The sequence below is a fragment of the Sporobacter termitidis DSM 10068 genome, assembly GCF_900130065.1.
Classification (GTDB): domain Bacteria; phylum Bacillota; class Clostridia; order Oscillospirales; family Oscillospiraceae; genus Sporobacter; species Sporobacter termitidis.
The window spans coordinates 143,043-158,248 of the sequence record NZ_FQXV01000006.1 but is presented as its reverse complement, the minus strand read 5'-3'; the positions used below and the strand labels follow the sequence as shown (position 1 = coordinate 158,248).

At 53.7% G+C, this 15,206-nt stretch carries 15 protein-coding genes; all 15 read left to right on the top strand.

The window, feature by feature from the left end; genetic code table 11:
- Window positions 1–77: 77 nt before the first annotated feature.
- Window positions 78–2,456: an endopeptidase La gene (lon, locus tag BUB60_RS10145; protein ID WP_073078499.1), complete on the top strand. Its 2,379-nt coding sequence runs from the start codon at window positions 78–80 to the stop codon at window positions 2,454–2,456.
- 47 nt (window positions 2,457–2,503) lie between these two features.
- A complete protein-coding gene (locus tag BUB60_RS10140; RefSeq protein ID WP_073078497.1) occupies window positions 2,504–2,704 on the top strand; it encodes a DUF1858 domain-containing protein in 201 nt (66 codons plus the stop codon).
- Between the two features lie 243 nt (window positions 2,705–2,947).
- Entirely contained in the window at window positions 2,948–3,712 is a 765-nt protein-coding gene (locus BUB60_RS10135; RefSeq protein WP_073078496.1) for a helix-turn-helix domain-containing protein, read from the top strand.
- Between the two features lie 116 nt (window positions 3,713–3,828).
- A complete protein-coding gene (locus tag BUB60_RS10130) occupies window positions 3,829–4,986 on the top strand; it encodes an iron-containing alcohol dehydrogenase (RefSeq protein ID WP_073078495.1) in 1,158 nt (385 codons plus the stop codon).
- Between the two features lie 40 nt (window positions 4,987–5,026).
- On the top strand, window positions 5,027–5,392 hold the full coding sequence (locus tag BUB60_RS10125) for an MmcQ/YjbR family DNA-binding protein (protein WP_073078494.1): 366 nt from the start codon (window positions 5,027–5,029) through the stop codon (window positions 5,390–5,392).
- A gap of 137 nt (window positions 5,393–5,529) precedes the next feature.
- On the top strand, window positions 5,530–5,919 hold the full coding sequence (locus BUB60_RS10120; protein WP_073078492.1) for a secondary thiamine-phosphate synthase enzyme YjbQ: 390 nt from the start codon (window positions 5,530–5,532) through the stop codon (window positions 5,917–5,919).
- Between the two features lie 43 nt (window positions 5,920–5,962).
- Window positions 5,963–6,301, top strand: coding sequence for a YnfA family protein (locus BUB60_RS10115; RefSeq protein WP_073078488.1), 339 nt, complete (start codon window positions 5,963–5,965; stop codon window positions 6,299–6,301).
- Between the two features lie 145 nt (window positions 6,302–6,446).
- Window positions 6,447–6,815, top strand: a complete 369-nt coding sequence (locus tag BUB60_RS10110; protein ID WP_073078484.1) for an ArsR/SmtB family transcription factor — start codon at window positions 6,447–6,449, stop codon at window positions 6,813–6,815.
- 72 nt (window positions 6,816–6,887) lie between these two features.
- A complete protein-coding gene (locus BUB60_RS10105; RefSeq protein WP_073078481.1) occupies window positions 6,888–7,112 on the top strand; it encodes a heavy-metal-associated domain-containing protein in 225 nt (74 codons plus the stop codon).
- A 26-nt stretch (window positions 7,113–7,138) separates the two neighbouring features.
- Window positions 7,139–9,508 carry a heavy metal translocating P-type ATPase gene (locus tag BUB60_RS10100; RefSeq protein WP_073078478.1) on the top strand — a complete coding sequence of 790 codons (2,370 nt, stop codon included), beginning with the start codon at window positions 7,139–7,141 and terminating at the stop codon, window positions 9,506–9,508.
- Window positions 9,509–9,789: 281 nt separating this feature from the next.
- Entirely contained in the window at window positions 9,790–11,325 is a 1,536-nt protein-coding gene (pdxR, locus tag BUB60_RS10095; protein WP_073078474.1) for a MocR-like pyridoxine biosynthesis transcription factor PdxR, read from the top strand.
- Window positions 11,326–11,405: 80 nt separating this feature from the next.
- Window positions 11,406–11,618, top strand: a complete 213-nt coding sequence (locus BUB60_RS10090) for a FeoA family protein (protein ID WP_073078470.1) — start codon at window positions 11,406–11,408, stop codon at window positions 11,616–11,618.
- A 221-nt stretch (window positions 11,619–11,839) separates the two neighbouring features.
- Complete coding sequence (locus BUB60_RS10085; protein WP_073078467.1) at window positions 11,840–13,093, top strand: FTR1 family iron permease; 1,254 nt, start codon at window positions 11,840–11,842, stop codon at window positions 13,091–13,093.
- Between the two features lie 70 nt (window positions 13,094–13,163).
- Complete coding sequence (locus BUB60_RS10080) at window positions 13,164–13,826, top strand: iron transporter (RefSeq protein WP_200796622.1); 663 nt, start codon at window positions 13,164–13,166, stop codon at window positions 13,824–13,826.
- Window positions 13,827–13,943: 117 nt separating this feature from the next.
- A complete protein-coding gene (locus BUB60_RS10075; protein ID WP_084726390.1) occupies window positions 13,944–15,194 on the top strand; it encodes a Fe-S-containing protein in 1,251 nt (416 codons plus the stop codon).
- Window positions 15,195–15,206 lie beyond the last annotated feature (12 nt).

Here is a 15,206-nt window from a genome sequence, read left to right as displayed (position 1 = left end):
AGAGGAATCTCGCCATCATTTCAAAATTGATTAAACGAACATTCACTTATAATGATGTACACAGAAAGGATGCAAATATGGCAAACTTAGACAACATTCAAAGGGGAATCGTCATTCCCGTATCAAATACGGTTTTATTGCCGGGCGTGGTTACCATGATTCATTTGGCAGCGCCCGACGATTTGCAGATGCGGTATCTGGAAAGCGGGAATACCGCAAACATCGCCCTGCCGCTGAAGCAGAATTTCGGCCAGCAAGGGTTAACGGAAGAGGATTTTTTCAAGATCGGCGTATCCTTTCTTGTCAGCGGCGTGGAGAAAACCGACAAGGGCGTTCATCTGACGATCAAGATTACGGACAGGGTCGAGATCCGGGAGCTCCGCATTGAAAGCAGCGCGGTGCACGCCGAATATACGCTGCTGCCGGATGCGGTGGATTTGGACGAGAAGAGCCGGGAGGAAATGCTGGGCTATCTGAAAAAGATCGTCCGTGACATCAGCGGGAAATTCCAGGGCGGGGAACAATACAGCAAAATCGTCGACGAGTTCAAGGACGTCAACACGCTGATCACGTATCTGAGCCAGTTCATGCCGCTGTCAAACGAGGAGAAGTATGAATTCCTCAAAATGGATTCCCTGAAGGAGCGGAGCCTGCGCTTTATGGACTGCCTGCTCAAGCAGAAGGAATCCATAGAGCTGAACATGCAGATATCCGAGAAGTTTTCCGAAAAGGCCAACAAATTCTACAGGGAACAGATGCTTCGGGAGCAGCTGAGAGTCATTCAGGAGGAGCTGAATGAGGGCAAGCGCGAGGGCGCGAAAAAGGACAGGGATTACCTGACCAAAATCGAAGAAGCCCAGATGCCGGAGGATATCAAAAACGCCGCCCTCGAGGAGCTGGACAAGCTGGAGGCCCAGGGCCCCGGCGGCTCCGAGCAGAATGTCATCCGCAATTATCTGGACCTCCTGGTCCAGCTGCCGTGGAAGAAGGCCGAGGCCAGACCCGTCGATCTGGACGCGGCGCGGCGAATCCTGAACGCGCAGCACTATGGCCTTGAAAAGGTCAAGGAGCGGATCATCCAGCACCTGGCGGTCATGCAGCTGAAAAATGACAAAAAGGGCTCTATCCTGCTGCTGGTGGGGCCGCCCGGTACGGGAAAGACGAGCCTGGGCAAAAGCATCGCCGAGGCGCTGGACAGGAAGTACATCCGGCTGAGCCTGGGCGGCATCAGGGACGAGGCCGAGATCAGAGGGCACAGAAGGACATACGTGGGAGCAATGCCGGGGAGAATCCTCCAGAGCATTAAAAAAGCGGGGACGACGAATCCCGTCATGGTCCTCGATGAGGTGGACAAGCTGATGACGGGCGGTTACAGCGGGGACCCCGCCAGCGCGCTTTTGGAGGTGCTAGACCCCGAGCAGAACAACAGCTTTACCGACCACTATCTCGACCTGCCTTACGATCTGTCGGACGTGTTCTTTATCGCCACCGCCAACTCGGTGGAAACGATTCCGGGCCCGCTGCTGGACAGGATGGAGGTCATCCAGATATCCAGCTACACAACGGATGAAAAGTTCCATATCGGCAAAACGCATCTCATCCCGTCGGTTTTGCAGGAGCACGGCCTGACGGCGGAGCAGCTGATCATCGAGGACGACGTGCTGCGGAAAATCATCGGCGATTATACGCTGGAGGCCGGCGTCCGCGGGCTTAAAAAGCAGCTGGCCACGCTGGCCAGAGTGACCTCCGAGAAAATCGTCTCCAATAAAACGGTGCTGCCCTATACCGTCAAAATCGACGAGCTGGAGGAGCTGCTTGGGCGCCAGGTTTCGCGGCATGACAAGGCCCAGCAGGACAATCCGCCCGGCGTCGTGACGGGCCTTGCCTGGACGCCCGTCGGCGGAGAGATCCTCTTCATCGAGGCGACCGATATGCCGGGGAGCGGCGAGGTCACGCTCACGGGAAAGCTGGGCGACGTCATGAAGGAATCGGCCAGAATCTCCCTGAGCCTTTTAAAGTCGAGGCTCCCGCTCAATACGGTGAATTTTAAGGAGCGGGACCTGCATATCCACGTCCCCTCCGGGGCGGTGTCCAAGGACGGGCCCTCCGCCGGCATCGCGCTGTTTACGGCGTTGGCGTCGCTGGTCACGGGGATCAAGGTGAATCCGCAAATCGCCATGACGGGCGAGATCACGCTGAGAGGCGCCGTCCTGCCCATCGGCGGTTTGAAGGAAAAGCTGCTGGGGGCCCAGCGCGCCGGCATCACCAGGGTGCTCATCCCGAAGGACAACGTCACCGACCTGAAGGACGTGCCGCTTGAGGTGAAAAACCAGCTGACGGTTACCCCCGTGGAAACGGTGGAAGACGTCCTGCGGGAGACCCTCGGGATTTCCCTGCCGAGAATCGAGCACGTATTTCTGCAAAAGGGGGTGGGCGAACGGGTTCTCGAGTCATAAAAGGCGTCTGATAAATAAAATATTTCATAGAAAAGAGTGCATTTGTAATGAAGCTTGCAGTAACAAAAGACACGTTGATCGGCGAGGTTTTAAACGCCGACCCGACCACCGCCCCGTACTTTCTCGATATGGGCATGCATTGCCTGGGTTGCCCCTCCTCGAGCGGCGAAAGTCTCGAAGAGGCCTGCATGGTGCACGGCGTCCCCGTGCAGGAGCTCATCAGCAAACTAAATGACCATCTGGCATAACAGCGAAGCCCGGAAATACATCGAATAGAGCAGCGCGCACTTTTTGCAGCTGACTATGTGCAGAATCGCAGAACGCAAGTTTTGCGATTCTGTTTTTTTGAGAATTGCTTCGGCGAGTTCAGGGCTGTCTTACCGCTCACGGTAAATTAATGATGTCAAACCTAAGTAAATACCCGACTCTACTGTTGGTCGGTTGTTTCAATCCGTCATTTACCTTATACTTTTAACAGGAGGCTATATGTTATGTATGAGATTGAAAACGAGAGAGTGGGTACTTTTTTAGCCCAATTGCGAAAACAGCAGGGCTTTACGCAAAGGGAATTGGCAGAAAGGTTATTTGTTTCCGATAAGGCTGTCAGCAAGTGGGAGCGCGGATTAAGCATGCCGGACATTGCATTGCTTATGCCGCTGGCCGAGCTGCTCGGCGTAACTACAACAGAACTGTTGAGTGGTCAGCGTATCAATGAACCTGAACTTCTGAACATACAGGAAGTTGAAAAACTGGTGGCCGGGACAATTCAGCTTTCGGCAAAGGAACAGCAGCAACGAAACCAACGGCGTAAGAGAAGGATATGGATTTATATTGCTTGTGTAGCCATAGCTGCACTGGAATTTATAGGATTAGTAGCTCTTGGATTTTCATTTGACGAAGTATGGCAGGATATTGCACTGGTCGAAGGAATGTGTCTTGGATTCGGTGGGTGGTTCTGCCTGTTTGTCAAAGAAACTTTGCCCACCTATTATGATGAGAATAAAGTCAGTACTTACAGTGATGGGATATTCCGTATGAATATGGCGGGAATCCGCTTTAATAACAGCAACTGGCCGCATATTCTCCGTGCGGGCCGCACATGGTTGTTGATAGTTCCTATTGTGTTTCCGCTGTTGTATTTTGTGGTTCGATGGTTTTTCCCTGCGGTCTGGGAGGTGGGAGAATTAGCATTTGTTTTGATTGCCTGTCTTGGCTTTTTTATACCAATGATGATTGCTGGAAAACGCTATGAATAGTCTTTGGCTTGTACGTCTTGTGCAGCACAGAAAATATCGGGATGTGGATTCATTGCAAAATATGTGCTATGATGCGTATGTTATTTTCTATTTATCAATCGATGCGGAGGAAAACGATGATCAGTACATACAGCCAATTGTGCCCGGTAATTTTTGGGGCAGGTGCAGTCAGCCGGCTTGCCGATAAGGTCAAGGAATTATCCGGCACAAAAGCCTTATGTATTTTTGATGATGGGGTGAAAGCTGCCGGAATCTCAGACAGGATCACAAAAGCCTTATACGATGCCGGGATCGCAGTCGCTACCTTCGATGAAGTATTGCCGGACGCCCCGGATAAAATGGTCGACCGCGCCGGGAAGCTGGCCCAGGAAGAGAAGGCCGATATCGTTATCGGTATCGGCGGCGGCAGCTCGCTTGACACGGCAAAGGCAGCTTCTGTGCTGATGGAAAACCCGCTGCCCATCAAACAGTATTTTGTCAGCAAAGGCGGCAAATTTAAGACAACGATGCCGCTCATTCTGATTCCGACGACCTCGGGCACCGGTTCTGAGGTTTCCATCATGGCAGTTATACATGATGAAGAAACCCACATGAAAGACTCCGTTTTACGGGCGGCGGATTTGGCTATCGTTGACCCGGAGCTTACGCTTACAGTCCCCAAAAGGATTACAGCGATGACCGGCTTTGACGCCTTGTCCCATGCGATCGAGGCTTATACCACAAACTGCACGAATCCCAAGGCGGATATATTGACACTTGAAGTAATGCGTCTTGTTATGAATAATCTGGCCAGAGCCTGTGACAACGGCGGCGATCTTGAAGCACGAACAAATCTGAGTCTGGCCAGTAATTTGGCCGGCATGGCGTTTAACGATGCTTTTTTGCATTTCGGCCATGCGATTGCCCATGAATTCGGGGTCGTCTTTCATATGCCCCACGGTATGGCCTGCGCGCTGACCGTTCCGGAAGTGATCAGATTCTCTTCGGATGTGGCGCCGGAAAGAACAAAGAAGATCGCTAAAGCCCTCGGGGTGGATTTCCCCGCTGCCGCAACGGCAGCCGAGGTGGGTGAGCTTGCCGCTGCTAAAGTGCGCAGCCTTATGAAAATGCTCGAAATCAAGTCCCTGAAGGAGCAGGGAATATCACTGGAAGCCGCCATGAACTGCGCGGAAGGTGCCATTGCGCACAACCCCTTTATCAATTGTGCGCTGAAGCCCATCGATCCCCCGGCTTTAAAGGTGCTTATCCAGCAAATATATGACAATTATCAGTAGAGAATCTCAGAGTATAGAGCGATATGAGGAAGTAGAAGAAATGACGCGCCGTGAGCTTATCGAATACTGCCTGACGTTCCCGCTTGCTTATGAGGACTATCCGTTTGATGATGCCGCCGACGCCTCGGCATGGACGGTCATGCGCCACCGCGCCAATAAAAAGAGCTTTGCGCTGATTTACGAGCGGAATGGTAAACTGTGCGTCAATCTCAAATGCGAGCCGCTTGAAGCCGATTTTCTGCGGCAGGCGTTTCAGGATATCACGCCTGCTTATCATATGAACAAGGTACACTGGAACACCGTTATCCTTGAGGGCGACGTACCGGACGGGGAACTGCAGCTTTTGACGGAACGCAGTTACGATCTTATTAAGCCGAAAACGAGGGCAAGAAGAAATGACGGCTGAGTTCAGACTCGCAACCCCTCACCTTATCCTGCGCGAGATGACACAAGAGGATTTCCCGGCGCTGGCCGCAATACTTCAGGATGAACAGACAATGTACGCCTACAACGGCGCGTTCAGCGTGAGAAATGGAGAAAGCCATGCTCTTTGAATTTAATCTGGAAGCGCCGAAGCAGAGCTTTTACAATATCACGCCGCAAGTCCGGGAAGCCGTTGCCAAAAGCGCCGCCGCCGAGGGGATTGCCGTGGTTTACTGCCCGCATACTACGGCGGGGATAACGATAAACGAGAACGCCGACCCGGACGTGGTGCATGACTTGCTTTTCGCGCTCGACAAGACGTTTCCAGACCGAGAAGAATTCCGCCACGCTGAAGGGAACAGCGCCGCGCATCTTAAGGCCAGCTGCATCGGTTCGAGCGCGACGGTGATTATAGAAAACGGCAAGCTCGTCCTCGGCACCTGGCAAGGCATATATTTCTGTGAGTTCGACCCGCCGAGGAAACGGAAGTTCTATGTAAAAATAGTTTGAACTGCTCGGAAAGCCTCAAAACCGAAACTATGGGAGTCAACAGATGGAAACCTTGAAATCGATCTTTTATTTTGTGCTGGCGGGAATATTTGAAATAGGCGGCGGCTATTTCGTCTGGCTTTGGCTGCGTGAAAAGAAGAGTATATTGTTCGGGGTCATTGGGGCCGTTGTCCTGATTTTGTATGGGATAATTCCAACGCTGCAGCCCTCCGGCGCAAATTTTGGCAGGGTGTACGCCGCTTACGGCGGGATATTTATTATTCTGTCCATTCTTTGGGGCTGGCAGGTTGACCACGCTGTACCGGACAAGTTTGACTTAATCGGCGGCGCTGTAGCCCTTGTCGGTGCGGCCATTATCATGTATGCGCCGAGAGGGCATTAGCAAGCCGGATATTTGTGTTTAAGCTTCAAAAAATGAACGAAATATTTATGAAAAATTAACTTAAACGTCTATTGACAATTCCATCGTCCATACGTACCATAATAGTTGTACGGATATTCAACTGTTCAATCGTGGAGGCTTTGCGATGTGTGCCTATACCGCCGACTTTGATAGATGCGACTGCAATATCATCCATGAAGAAGTGGTCGCCGAGGTCCGGACGCAGATGCCGGAGGATGAGATATTGCTGAATCTGGCTGATCTGTTCAAAGTATTCAGTGATTCTACCCGGGTCAAGATCGTTTGCGCGTTATTGAAATCTGAAATGTGCGTGTGCGATATTGCGGCGCTGCTGGGCATGTCAAAATCCGCGATTTCGCATCAGCTTCGGGCCCTCCGCCAGACCAGACTGGTCAAATATCGCCGGGATGGGAAAATTGTGTATTATTCTCTGGATGACGAGCACGTGGGCAACATTTTTCAGCAGGGACTTGAGCATGTCTGCGAAAGCTGAGTATTTTATTTGCTGCGTTAGTTGAACGCATTGTCAACTGTTCAATCATAAAATAAAAAGGAGCGATACATCATGTCCACAACAAAAAAGTACATTCTTGAAGGTCTTTGCTGCACCAACTGCGCCGCCGCCATCGAGCGGGAGGTCGGCCAGGCTGCGGGGATCAAAAAAGCGGCGGTGGATTTTGAGACGACCTCCATCACCGTTGAGTTTGACGGCGACGAGAGCGGAATTTTAAAAGCTGTAACCGATATTTCCACTGAGATCGATGAGGATATTGTGGTAAAGGCCGTATAGCCAGATAGATAGAAAGCGTGGATCATATGGAAGCTGTCGTCAGAAAGGAATATATACTAAACGGCCTCTGCTGCCCGACGTGCACCGAAAAAATGCAGAAGCGCATCCTCAAGCTGGAAGGAGTGACCAGCGCCGCGATCGATTTTTCGTCGCAGAAGCTCACGATGGAGGTGTACGGCGACAATATGCTGGGCGGCATCCTGGAGCAGACAAGCAGGATCGTCAGGCAGTACGAGCCGGAGATCGAGATATCCGAGGTCGCGGCCGTCACGCCCGGTAAAAGGACGATTTATCTCCTGGGCCTGTGCTGCGCCAGCTGCGCTGGAAAGATAGAAGCCCGTGTCGCCCGGCTCGAAGGCGTCAAGGCGGCAAGCGTTGACTTCGCCGCGCAGAAGCTGCTGATAGAGGCGGAGGACAAAACAAGGCTGCCGGCCATCATCCGTCAGGCGTCAAAAATCGCGCTGGAAGTCGAGCCCGCAATTCAGGTGTCTTTCACCGAAAAGCAGGATAAAAAAGAGGAAGTGTTTTTCTCAAGACAGCGGTTATTGCGCATAGGGCTCTGTGCCGGCGCGGCGCTTTTCGCCGTCGGAATAATCCTGCCTCTGTCCCAGCCGGCAAGGCTGGCGCTGTTCCTTGTCAGTTACCTTCTGGTAGGCGGAGAGGTCGTTTTCAGGGCCGCCAGGAACATCTCCAGGGGGCAGGTGTTTGATGAAAATTTCCTGATGAGCATCGCGACCATCGGCGCGTTTGTGATCGGCGAGTATCCCGAGGGCGTGGCGGTCATGCTGTTTTACCAGATCGGCGAAGCGTTCCAGCGCCTTGCCGTCAACCGTTCCCGCAAATCCATATCGGCGCTGATGGACATCCGGCCCGACTTCGCCAACCTGAAGGTCGGGGACGAGATACAGCGGGTATCGCCGGAAGAGGTCGGCGCCGGGGATTATATCATTGTAAGGCCCGGCGAAAAGGTGCCGCTGGACGGCGTTGTGGTTGAAGGCCGCTCGGCCCTGGATACCTCCGCGCTGACCGGCGAGGCCCTGCCGAGGGACGTTGAGCCCGGCAGCGAGATACTCTCCGGCTCGATCAATAAAAACGGACTGTTGACAGTGGAGGTGTCCAAGGAATTCGGCGAATCCACCGTTTCGAAAATATTGGACCTGGTGCAGAACGCCAGCTCCAAAAAATCCCCGATGGAGAACTTCGTCACAAAATTTGCCCGGTATTATACACCCGTTGTGGTATTCGCGGCAGTCGCACTGGCCCTCCTTCCGCCGCTTATCGTGCCGGGGGCGCTGTTTGCCGATTGGCTGGGCCGCGCGCTGGTATTCCTGGTCGTATCCTGCCCCTGCGCATTGGTGATCTCCATCCCGCTGAGCTTTTTCGGCGGCATCGGCGGCGCCTCGAAAAACGGTATCCTGATCAAGGGGAGCAACTACCTGGAGGCCCTCAACAACGTCGATACAGTGATATTTGATAAAACCGGGACATTGACAAAGGGAATCTTCAAGGTGAGCAGGGTGGAGGCTGTGAACGACTGGACGGAAGACGAGCTGCTTACCTTCGCCGCCCACGCCGAGAGCAATTCCAGCCATCCCATCGCCGTTTCCGTCATAAAAGCCTATGGGCAGGATATAAACGCCTCCAGGATCTCGGAATACGAGGAGATTGCGGGGCAGGGCGTCCGCATCAGGCTGGACGGCAGGGAGGTGCTGGCCGGCAACGGCAAGCTCCTGGACTCGAGGCAGGTCGACTTTGTCAAACCCGATACGATCGGCACCGTCGTCTATCTGGCCGTCGACGGTCTATACGCGGGCTGCGTCGTGATTTCCGACGAGGTGAAAGCGGATAGCCAAAAGGCGGTGAAAGACCTGAAAGCCGCCGGGGTCAGGAACATCGCCATGCTGACGGGCGACAGCAGAATCGTCGGCGAGCAGATCGGGCGTGAAATCGGACTCGACACCGTATACGCCGAGCTGCTGCCCCATCAAAAGGTCGAGCAGCTGGAGCTGCTGGAGAAGGGCAAGACGACGAAAGGAAAGCTCGTCTTCGTCGGCGACGGCATCAACGACGCGCCTGTGCTGGCGAGGGCCGACGTGGGCATCGCCATGGGCGGCGTGGGTTCCGACGCGGCCATCGAGGCCGCCGACGTGGTCCTGATGACAGACGAACCGTCGAAGATCGTCACGGCAGTCCGCATTGCGAAAAAGACGCGCAGCATCGTCTGGCAGAATATTATTTTCGCCCTTGGCGTCAAAGCGGTCATTCTTATCCTTGGTGCCGCTGGGATAGCCACGATGTGGGCGGCGGTATTTGGAGACGTCGGCGTGGCGGTCATAGCGATTTTAAACGCTATGAGGGCCCTTCGGGTGATGCCGTCCGGTATTTCCGCTCGGTGAAGATCGGGAAATAAAAAGGTAATACATACCCCCAGGCGATGATACGGCGACAAGCAGCGCGGCCCGGCGCTGCTTTGTCCGGGATCACAGTTAGAGCCCCCTAACTAATCGCCTGCCCCCTGGCATTTGAAATAGCCATTGACACGATATACCCATAGGGGTATATTCAAGAAAGAAGGACCAGGCCGGCATGCGTAAAGGCAGTCGTAAAATCATACGCAAGAGTTAGAATAGACTAACTTATTTTGCGCAATAAAGCGCAGGCAGAAAGGGGCGGGCATATGGTGATGATTGACGAGGAAAGCAAAGTACCGCTATATACCCAATTGTACGAGAGGCTTAAGGCAGACATACTCAGCGGAACGCTCAAGCCCGGGGCAAAGCTCAAGTCGAGCCGGGCGGTATCCATGGAGCTGCATATCAGCAGGAATACGGTCGAGTTGGCTTACGGCCAATTATTTGCCGAAGGCTTCATAACAAGCGTGCAGCGAAAAGGCTATTATGTGGAAACCTCGGACATGGAAATGTTTCGGCAATGTGATGCCTGTAATTGCGCTGACACCTGTAATTGCTCCGGCGACTGCGTTTGTTCCGGCGTCTGCAATTGTTCCGGTGTGTGCACCTGTGAGACATGTAATTGCGAGAAGCCCGGCGAAGAGCCGGCGCGGGAGGATATTACTTACGATTTCCGGCGCGGCAGGATTCTTCCCTCCGAGCTTCCCTGCGGTCAGTGGCAAAGACTGATCTGCAGGTGTTTTCAGGACTACAGAGAGGACCTGGCCCACCAGGAGTCGGTTTTCGGCGAAGCGGGGCTTCGTACAGAAATACAGAAATTTATCCATAATTATCGGGACGTCAATTGCACCCCTGAACAGATCGTGGTGACAACAGGCACGCAATTTTGCCTCGATATTGCCTGTCAGCTTCTGAAATCGGCGGATAAGGGACAGGCCATCGCCATGGAAGAGCCGGGCGACGATCGGTCGCGCACGACGTTCCAGAATAACGGCCTGCGTATATGCCCCATGGCGCTTGACCGTCACGGCGCCGATATAAAATCGCTCGCGGCGGCAAATACAGCAGCGGCATACGTCACCCCCTCCCATCAGTTCCCCACAGGGGTCGTCATGCCCGCGTCCAGACGGAAGGAATTTGCGGCGTGGGCCGAACACAGGGACGCCTTTATTATCGAGGATGATTGCAACTGTCATTTCCAGCATGGTGTCAGGCCGCTTCCCGCGGTTCAGTCCCTCTGTGCGGACAGGGTTTTTTATATAGGCAGCTTTTCTGACCTGCTGTTTCCGTGCGCCGGCGTCTCGTACATGGTCGTTCCTCAGACGATGCTGGACAGATTACACAGGCGGTTGGATAACCACGCGCCCTTCGTATCGTTTCTGACGCAAAAACCATTGGAGCTTTTTATGAAAGAAGGCCGTTGGGAAAGCCACTTGAGGAAAATGAGAAAAATCCATAAGGCGAAATGTGAGACGCTTGTAAATGCGCTGAGGAACAGATTCGGAAGCAGCATATATATTTCGGGCTTTCATGCCGGGCTGCATCTTCTCGTTCAGGCCAAGTGGCCTGTAAAAGAGGAAGAACTGGTCGGCCGGGCCCGGGAGGCCGGCGTCGGGGTGTATCCAACGTCCCGGTATTGGAGCCGCCCCGATAGGGGCCGGAGCGGAACGGTGCTGTTGAACTACGGGGGAATTGCGCATCAGGATATCCCCGATGCGGTCGAACGCCTTTACGAGGCATGGCATGAAAATAAGCATGGAGCCATAAAAGACGTCGATACTGGTTCTTTTGCTTTGAGTTAGACAATTCTAAAATATGCTTATGGACGGCATGGCGGCCTTTCGCCGCTGACGGCCAAATAACATATCAGGAATTGGCTGTGATGCTTTTATCATTGGCGCCGCTTGGTGACGTACATCAGGTCAAGGCAATTTGGGCCGGGGATAAAGTAAAAAATGCCCTCGAAGAGGCCGGAATTACCGTCGATTGCGAGCTTGTTGTGGTATTAAGGCCATGTGAGGACAGCCTTATTGTCCGCGTTAAGGATAAGCGCATCGCCATTAGCGGAGCGCTGGCGCGCAAAATCATAGTATAAATACCGGCCGCAGCCATTGAAAGCAGAAGCTTCGCAATGGCTGCGGCCGGTATCTTTTTATTCGGGGAGCCATCGCGTCTGGAGCCATCCGGATTTCCAAAACTGGCCCTTGTGATCCGGGTTAGAAGCCTCTAACATGTGTATGGTGCTTTACGAAACCGGTAGGCATAGGCGGTATGCGCCGGAGCTTGTCGATCAATGAGAGAAGGGAGGTATAAAAGGTGCGTAAATTGTTTGCTGTGATTGCGCTGGTGCTGGTTTTCATCAGTATGCTCTCTGTTACGGCGTCTGCCGCCGCCGCGCATGAAACCTGGAATGATGTCGTAGACGAGATGGAATCCATTTTGGATGAGTCTTACGATACATATACAGCCGGAGAGGCGAAAGCCGCTAAGGAACAGGTTGATGTGGCCTATTATTCGTATTATGAGAAGTTAGGCTTTGAAAAGACGGTAATGGCGCATATTTCGGGCAACCGGGCGGCCACGGTGGAGTATCAGTTCAGCGCTGCAAAAAAGGCCATAAATGCCGGAAAACCGAAGGAGGAAGTCAGAGCCTCGCTGGACGAGCTGATTAAGCTGCTCAGGGAGGATGCCGATCAGCTGGATGGAAAAAAAGAGAGCGCCGTTGGCGTTTTCCTTTCCGCGCTCCTGATCATCACAAGAGAGGGCTTTGAGGCGATCATCGTCGTCGGCGCGATCATTGCTTATCTCGTGAAAAGCGGCAATAAGGATAAAACCCGGGCGGTCTATTGGGGCGCGCTCATCGCCTTGGGCGCAAGCGTTGTGATGGCGTTTATTTTAAACAGCCTGTCCGGCGCCAGCGGTGCCAATCAGGAAATTACCGAGGGGCTCACCATGCTCGTTGCCGTTGCCGTGCTGTTTTATGTCAGCAACTGGATGGTTTCCAAATCGGAGGCCGCGGCGTGGACGAGTTACATCGAAGGAAAGGTTCAAAGCTCGGTGACGAAAGGGAGCGTGTTTTCCCTCGCGTTCGCCGCTTTCCTCGCCGTTTTCCGGGAAGGCGCCGAGACAATCCTGTTCTATCAGGCGCTGCTGGACGGGACAAAGACGTATTTCAACATGGTCTGGCTCGGCCTCGGTATAGGCTGTGTGGCGCTTGTGGTCATCTATCTGCTGATCCGCTTTATGAGCATTAAGCTGCCGCTGAAGCCGTTCTTCCTCGGCACCAGCATCCTGCTGTTTGTTATGTCCATCACCTTTGTGGGTTCCGGCGTCAAGGAGCTGCAGGAAGGAAATCTCGTTGGAGTCACGCCGATCCCCGGGATCAGCTCGGTTGACATCCTGGGTATTTACCCCACGCTGGAAACGCTGCTCCCGCAGGTTCTTCTGCTTGCGCTGACAGTCCTCACGTTTGTGCTCCAGATCAGGAAGATGAGAAAAGTGCGGGCGCTGAAGGCGTCTTCCGCAGACGGACCGGCCGTTTTGGAGCAGAAAGAGGATAAGTCCAGGTAATCAAATTTGGCAGCCATAAAATCTATAAGCTTATGGCGCAAAAATAACATATTTCTGGGAGGAATAAAAAGTGAAATTTAAAAAGGCATCGGTTCTCGTTCTCGCGCTGGCGATGATTCTGTCGCTTGCGCTTGCCGGTTGCTCGACGAGCAGCAATTCTTCCGGTGGTACCGCTTCCGGCACGCCTTCGGATAGCCCGAGTGCCAGCCCGAGCGATGACGCGAGTGACGACGGCGGCGAGGCGGCCGCGCCCGGCGAGGCCGCCGGTTTCGAGGAATTCCCCATCGGCGACGATCAGGAGCTTGGGCCGCTGAACGTCGGCGCCGTTTACTTCCAGCCGGTGGATATGGAACCGGCCGACAGGGCGGGTATTCCGGCTTCCGAGGCCGACATGCATATCGAGGCGGACATCTCCGCGCTGAAGAATGACCTCGGCTATGGCGTGGGCGACTTTGTACCCTGGCTGACGGTGAAATATGAAATCACCAGCGAGGACGGACAAACGAAGGTGGAAGGGACCTTTATGCCCATGAACGCCAGCGACGGCCCCCATTACGGCGCGAATATCAAGCTCGGTCCGGCCGGAACGTATAAGGTCAAGTTCACCATTGAAAATCCGGAGGCCCAGGGCTTCCTTCTGCACGTGGATAAAGAAACGGGCGTCAGCGGGCGTTATTGGACCGAGCCGCTTGTAGCGCAATGGGATTTTGATTATGTCCCTCGGGTTTGGTAATTCACACAATTAATTAAGTATCCGGGGATACGATGATACGCGCCATGGTCAGTTCGCGTGTAGGCGCGAGGCTGTCATGGCGCGGTTCATTTATACTCACAGGGAGAGGATCACATCGTGCTGAAATATCTCATACAGGTTGTGCAGAATTCGCTTACCACCGGTATTCTCCTGGCGATGCTGTTCGCGCTTGCGCGGCCCGGCGGTAAACAGAAAAAATGGCTGTTCTGGGGATTTATCGCGGGCGCCGCGTCCGCCCTCGCCCTGGCGGTCCTCAAATCCACAACCGTCCTGATCAACAGAGAGTACTTTAACATCGGTATATTATCTGTTGCGATCCTTGCGGAAATTCTGTTCTATATATTTTCCTGGGGCGTTCTGCAAAAGAAAGCGCCCAATTTTCACGAAAGGATATGGAGCGCCGTTTATGCCGTTTCAGCAGCCGCGCTGCTGCTCTACGCGCTACCCGATATATTCCTGTATCCTACCGATTTTCTTACGGCGGGTGAAAGCGTCTTCAGTACGGATTTTCTTTTCCGGGCGATCGGATATCTGGGCGGCCTGCTGGTCGTGGGGCTTTCGGGGCTTGCCCTGTACAAGGCCGGAATGGGCCTGCCGTTTAAGCTGGTACGCATTTTGCTGACCGCGGGGCTTGCCGTCAATATGGTAAAGCAGATTGCAACCATTGCGCAGTTCCTGCTGGCAAGGCGCATTATCCCCATGTCAAAAGGGCTGTTTGACTTTATTAAGCTGTCCGTGAACTACAACGACTATTTTCTGTACGTTATTATGGCGGCCACACTCCTTCTGCCGGTCGTGTTATGGATAAAAAGCCTGCACCCCAAAGAGGCGTTTTCCAACGCCGCGCAGCACCGGAAAATCCGCGCGGCGTCTCGCCGGCAGAGGCGCTGGTGCACTGTTGTTCTGGTGGGATACATCCTCTCGGTTTTATGCCTGACGGTGGTCAGGGCCTACGATGAGCGGGAGGCTGTTCTTTCCCCCGCCGAGCCGATGAATATTGTCGGCAGTGAGATCGTGATACCTCTTGAAAACGTCGGCGACGGGCATTTGCACCGCTTCATCTATACAGCCTCAAACGGTACCGAGGTCCGGTTTATCGTCATCAAAAAGAACGCGTCGAACGCTTATGGGGTCGGGCTGGATGCCTGCGATATCTGCGGCCCGACAGGGTACTATGAGCGCGGCAACAATGAGGTTGTCTGCAAGCTGTGCGACGTCGTTATGAACACGTCCACCATAGGCTTCAAGGGCGGATGCAATCCTGTGCCCCTGGCCTATACTCTGAGCGGCGGCAATATGGTGATACAGACGCAAAATCTGGAAAATGAAAAGAAAAGGTTTGAATAGGGAGGTGGCTGA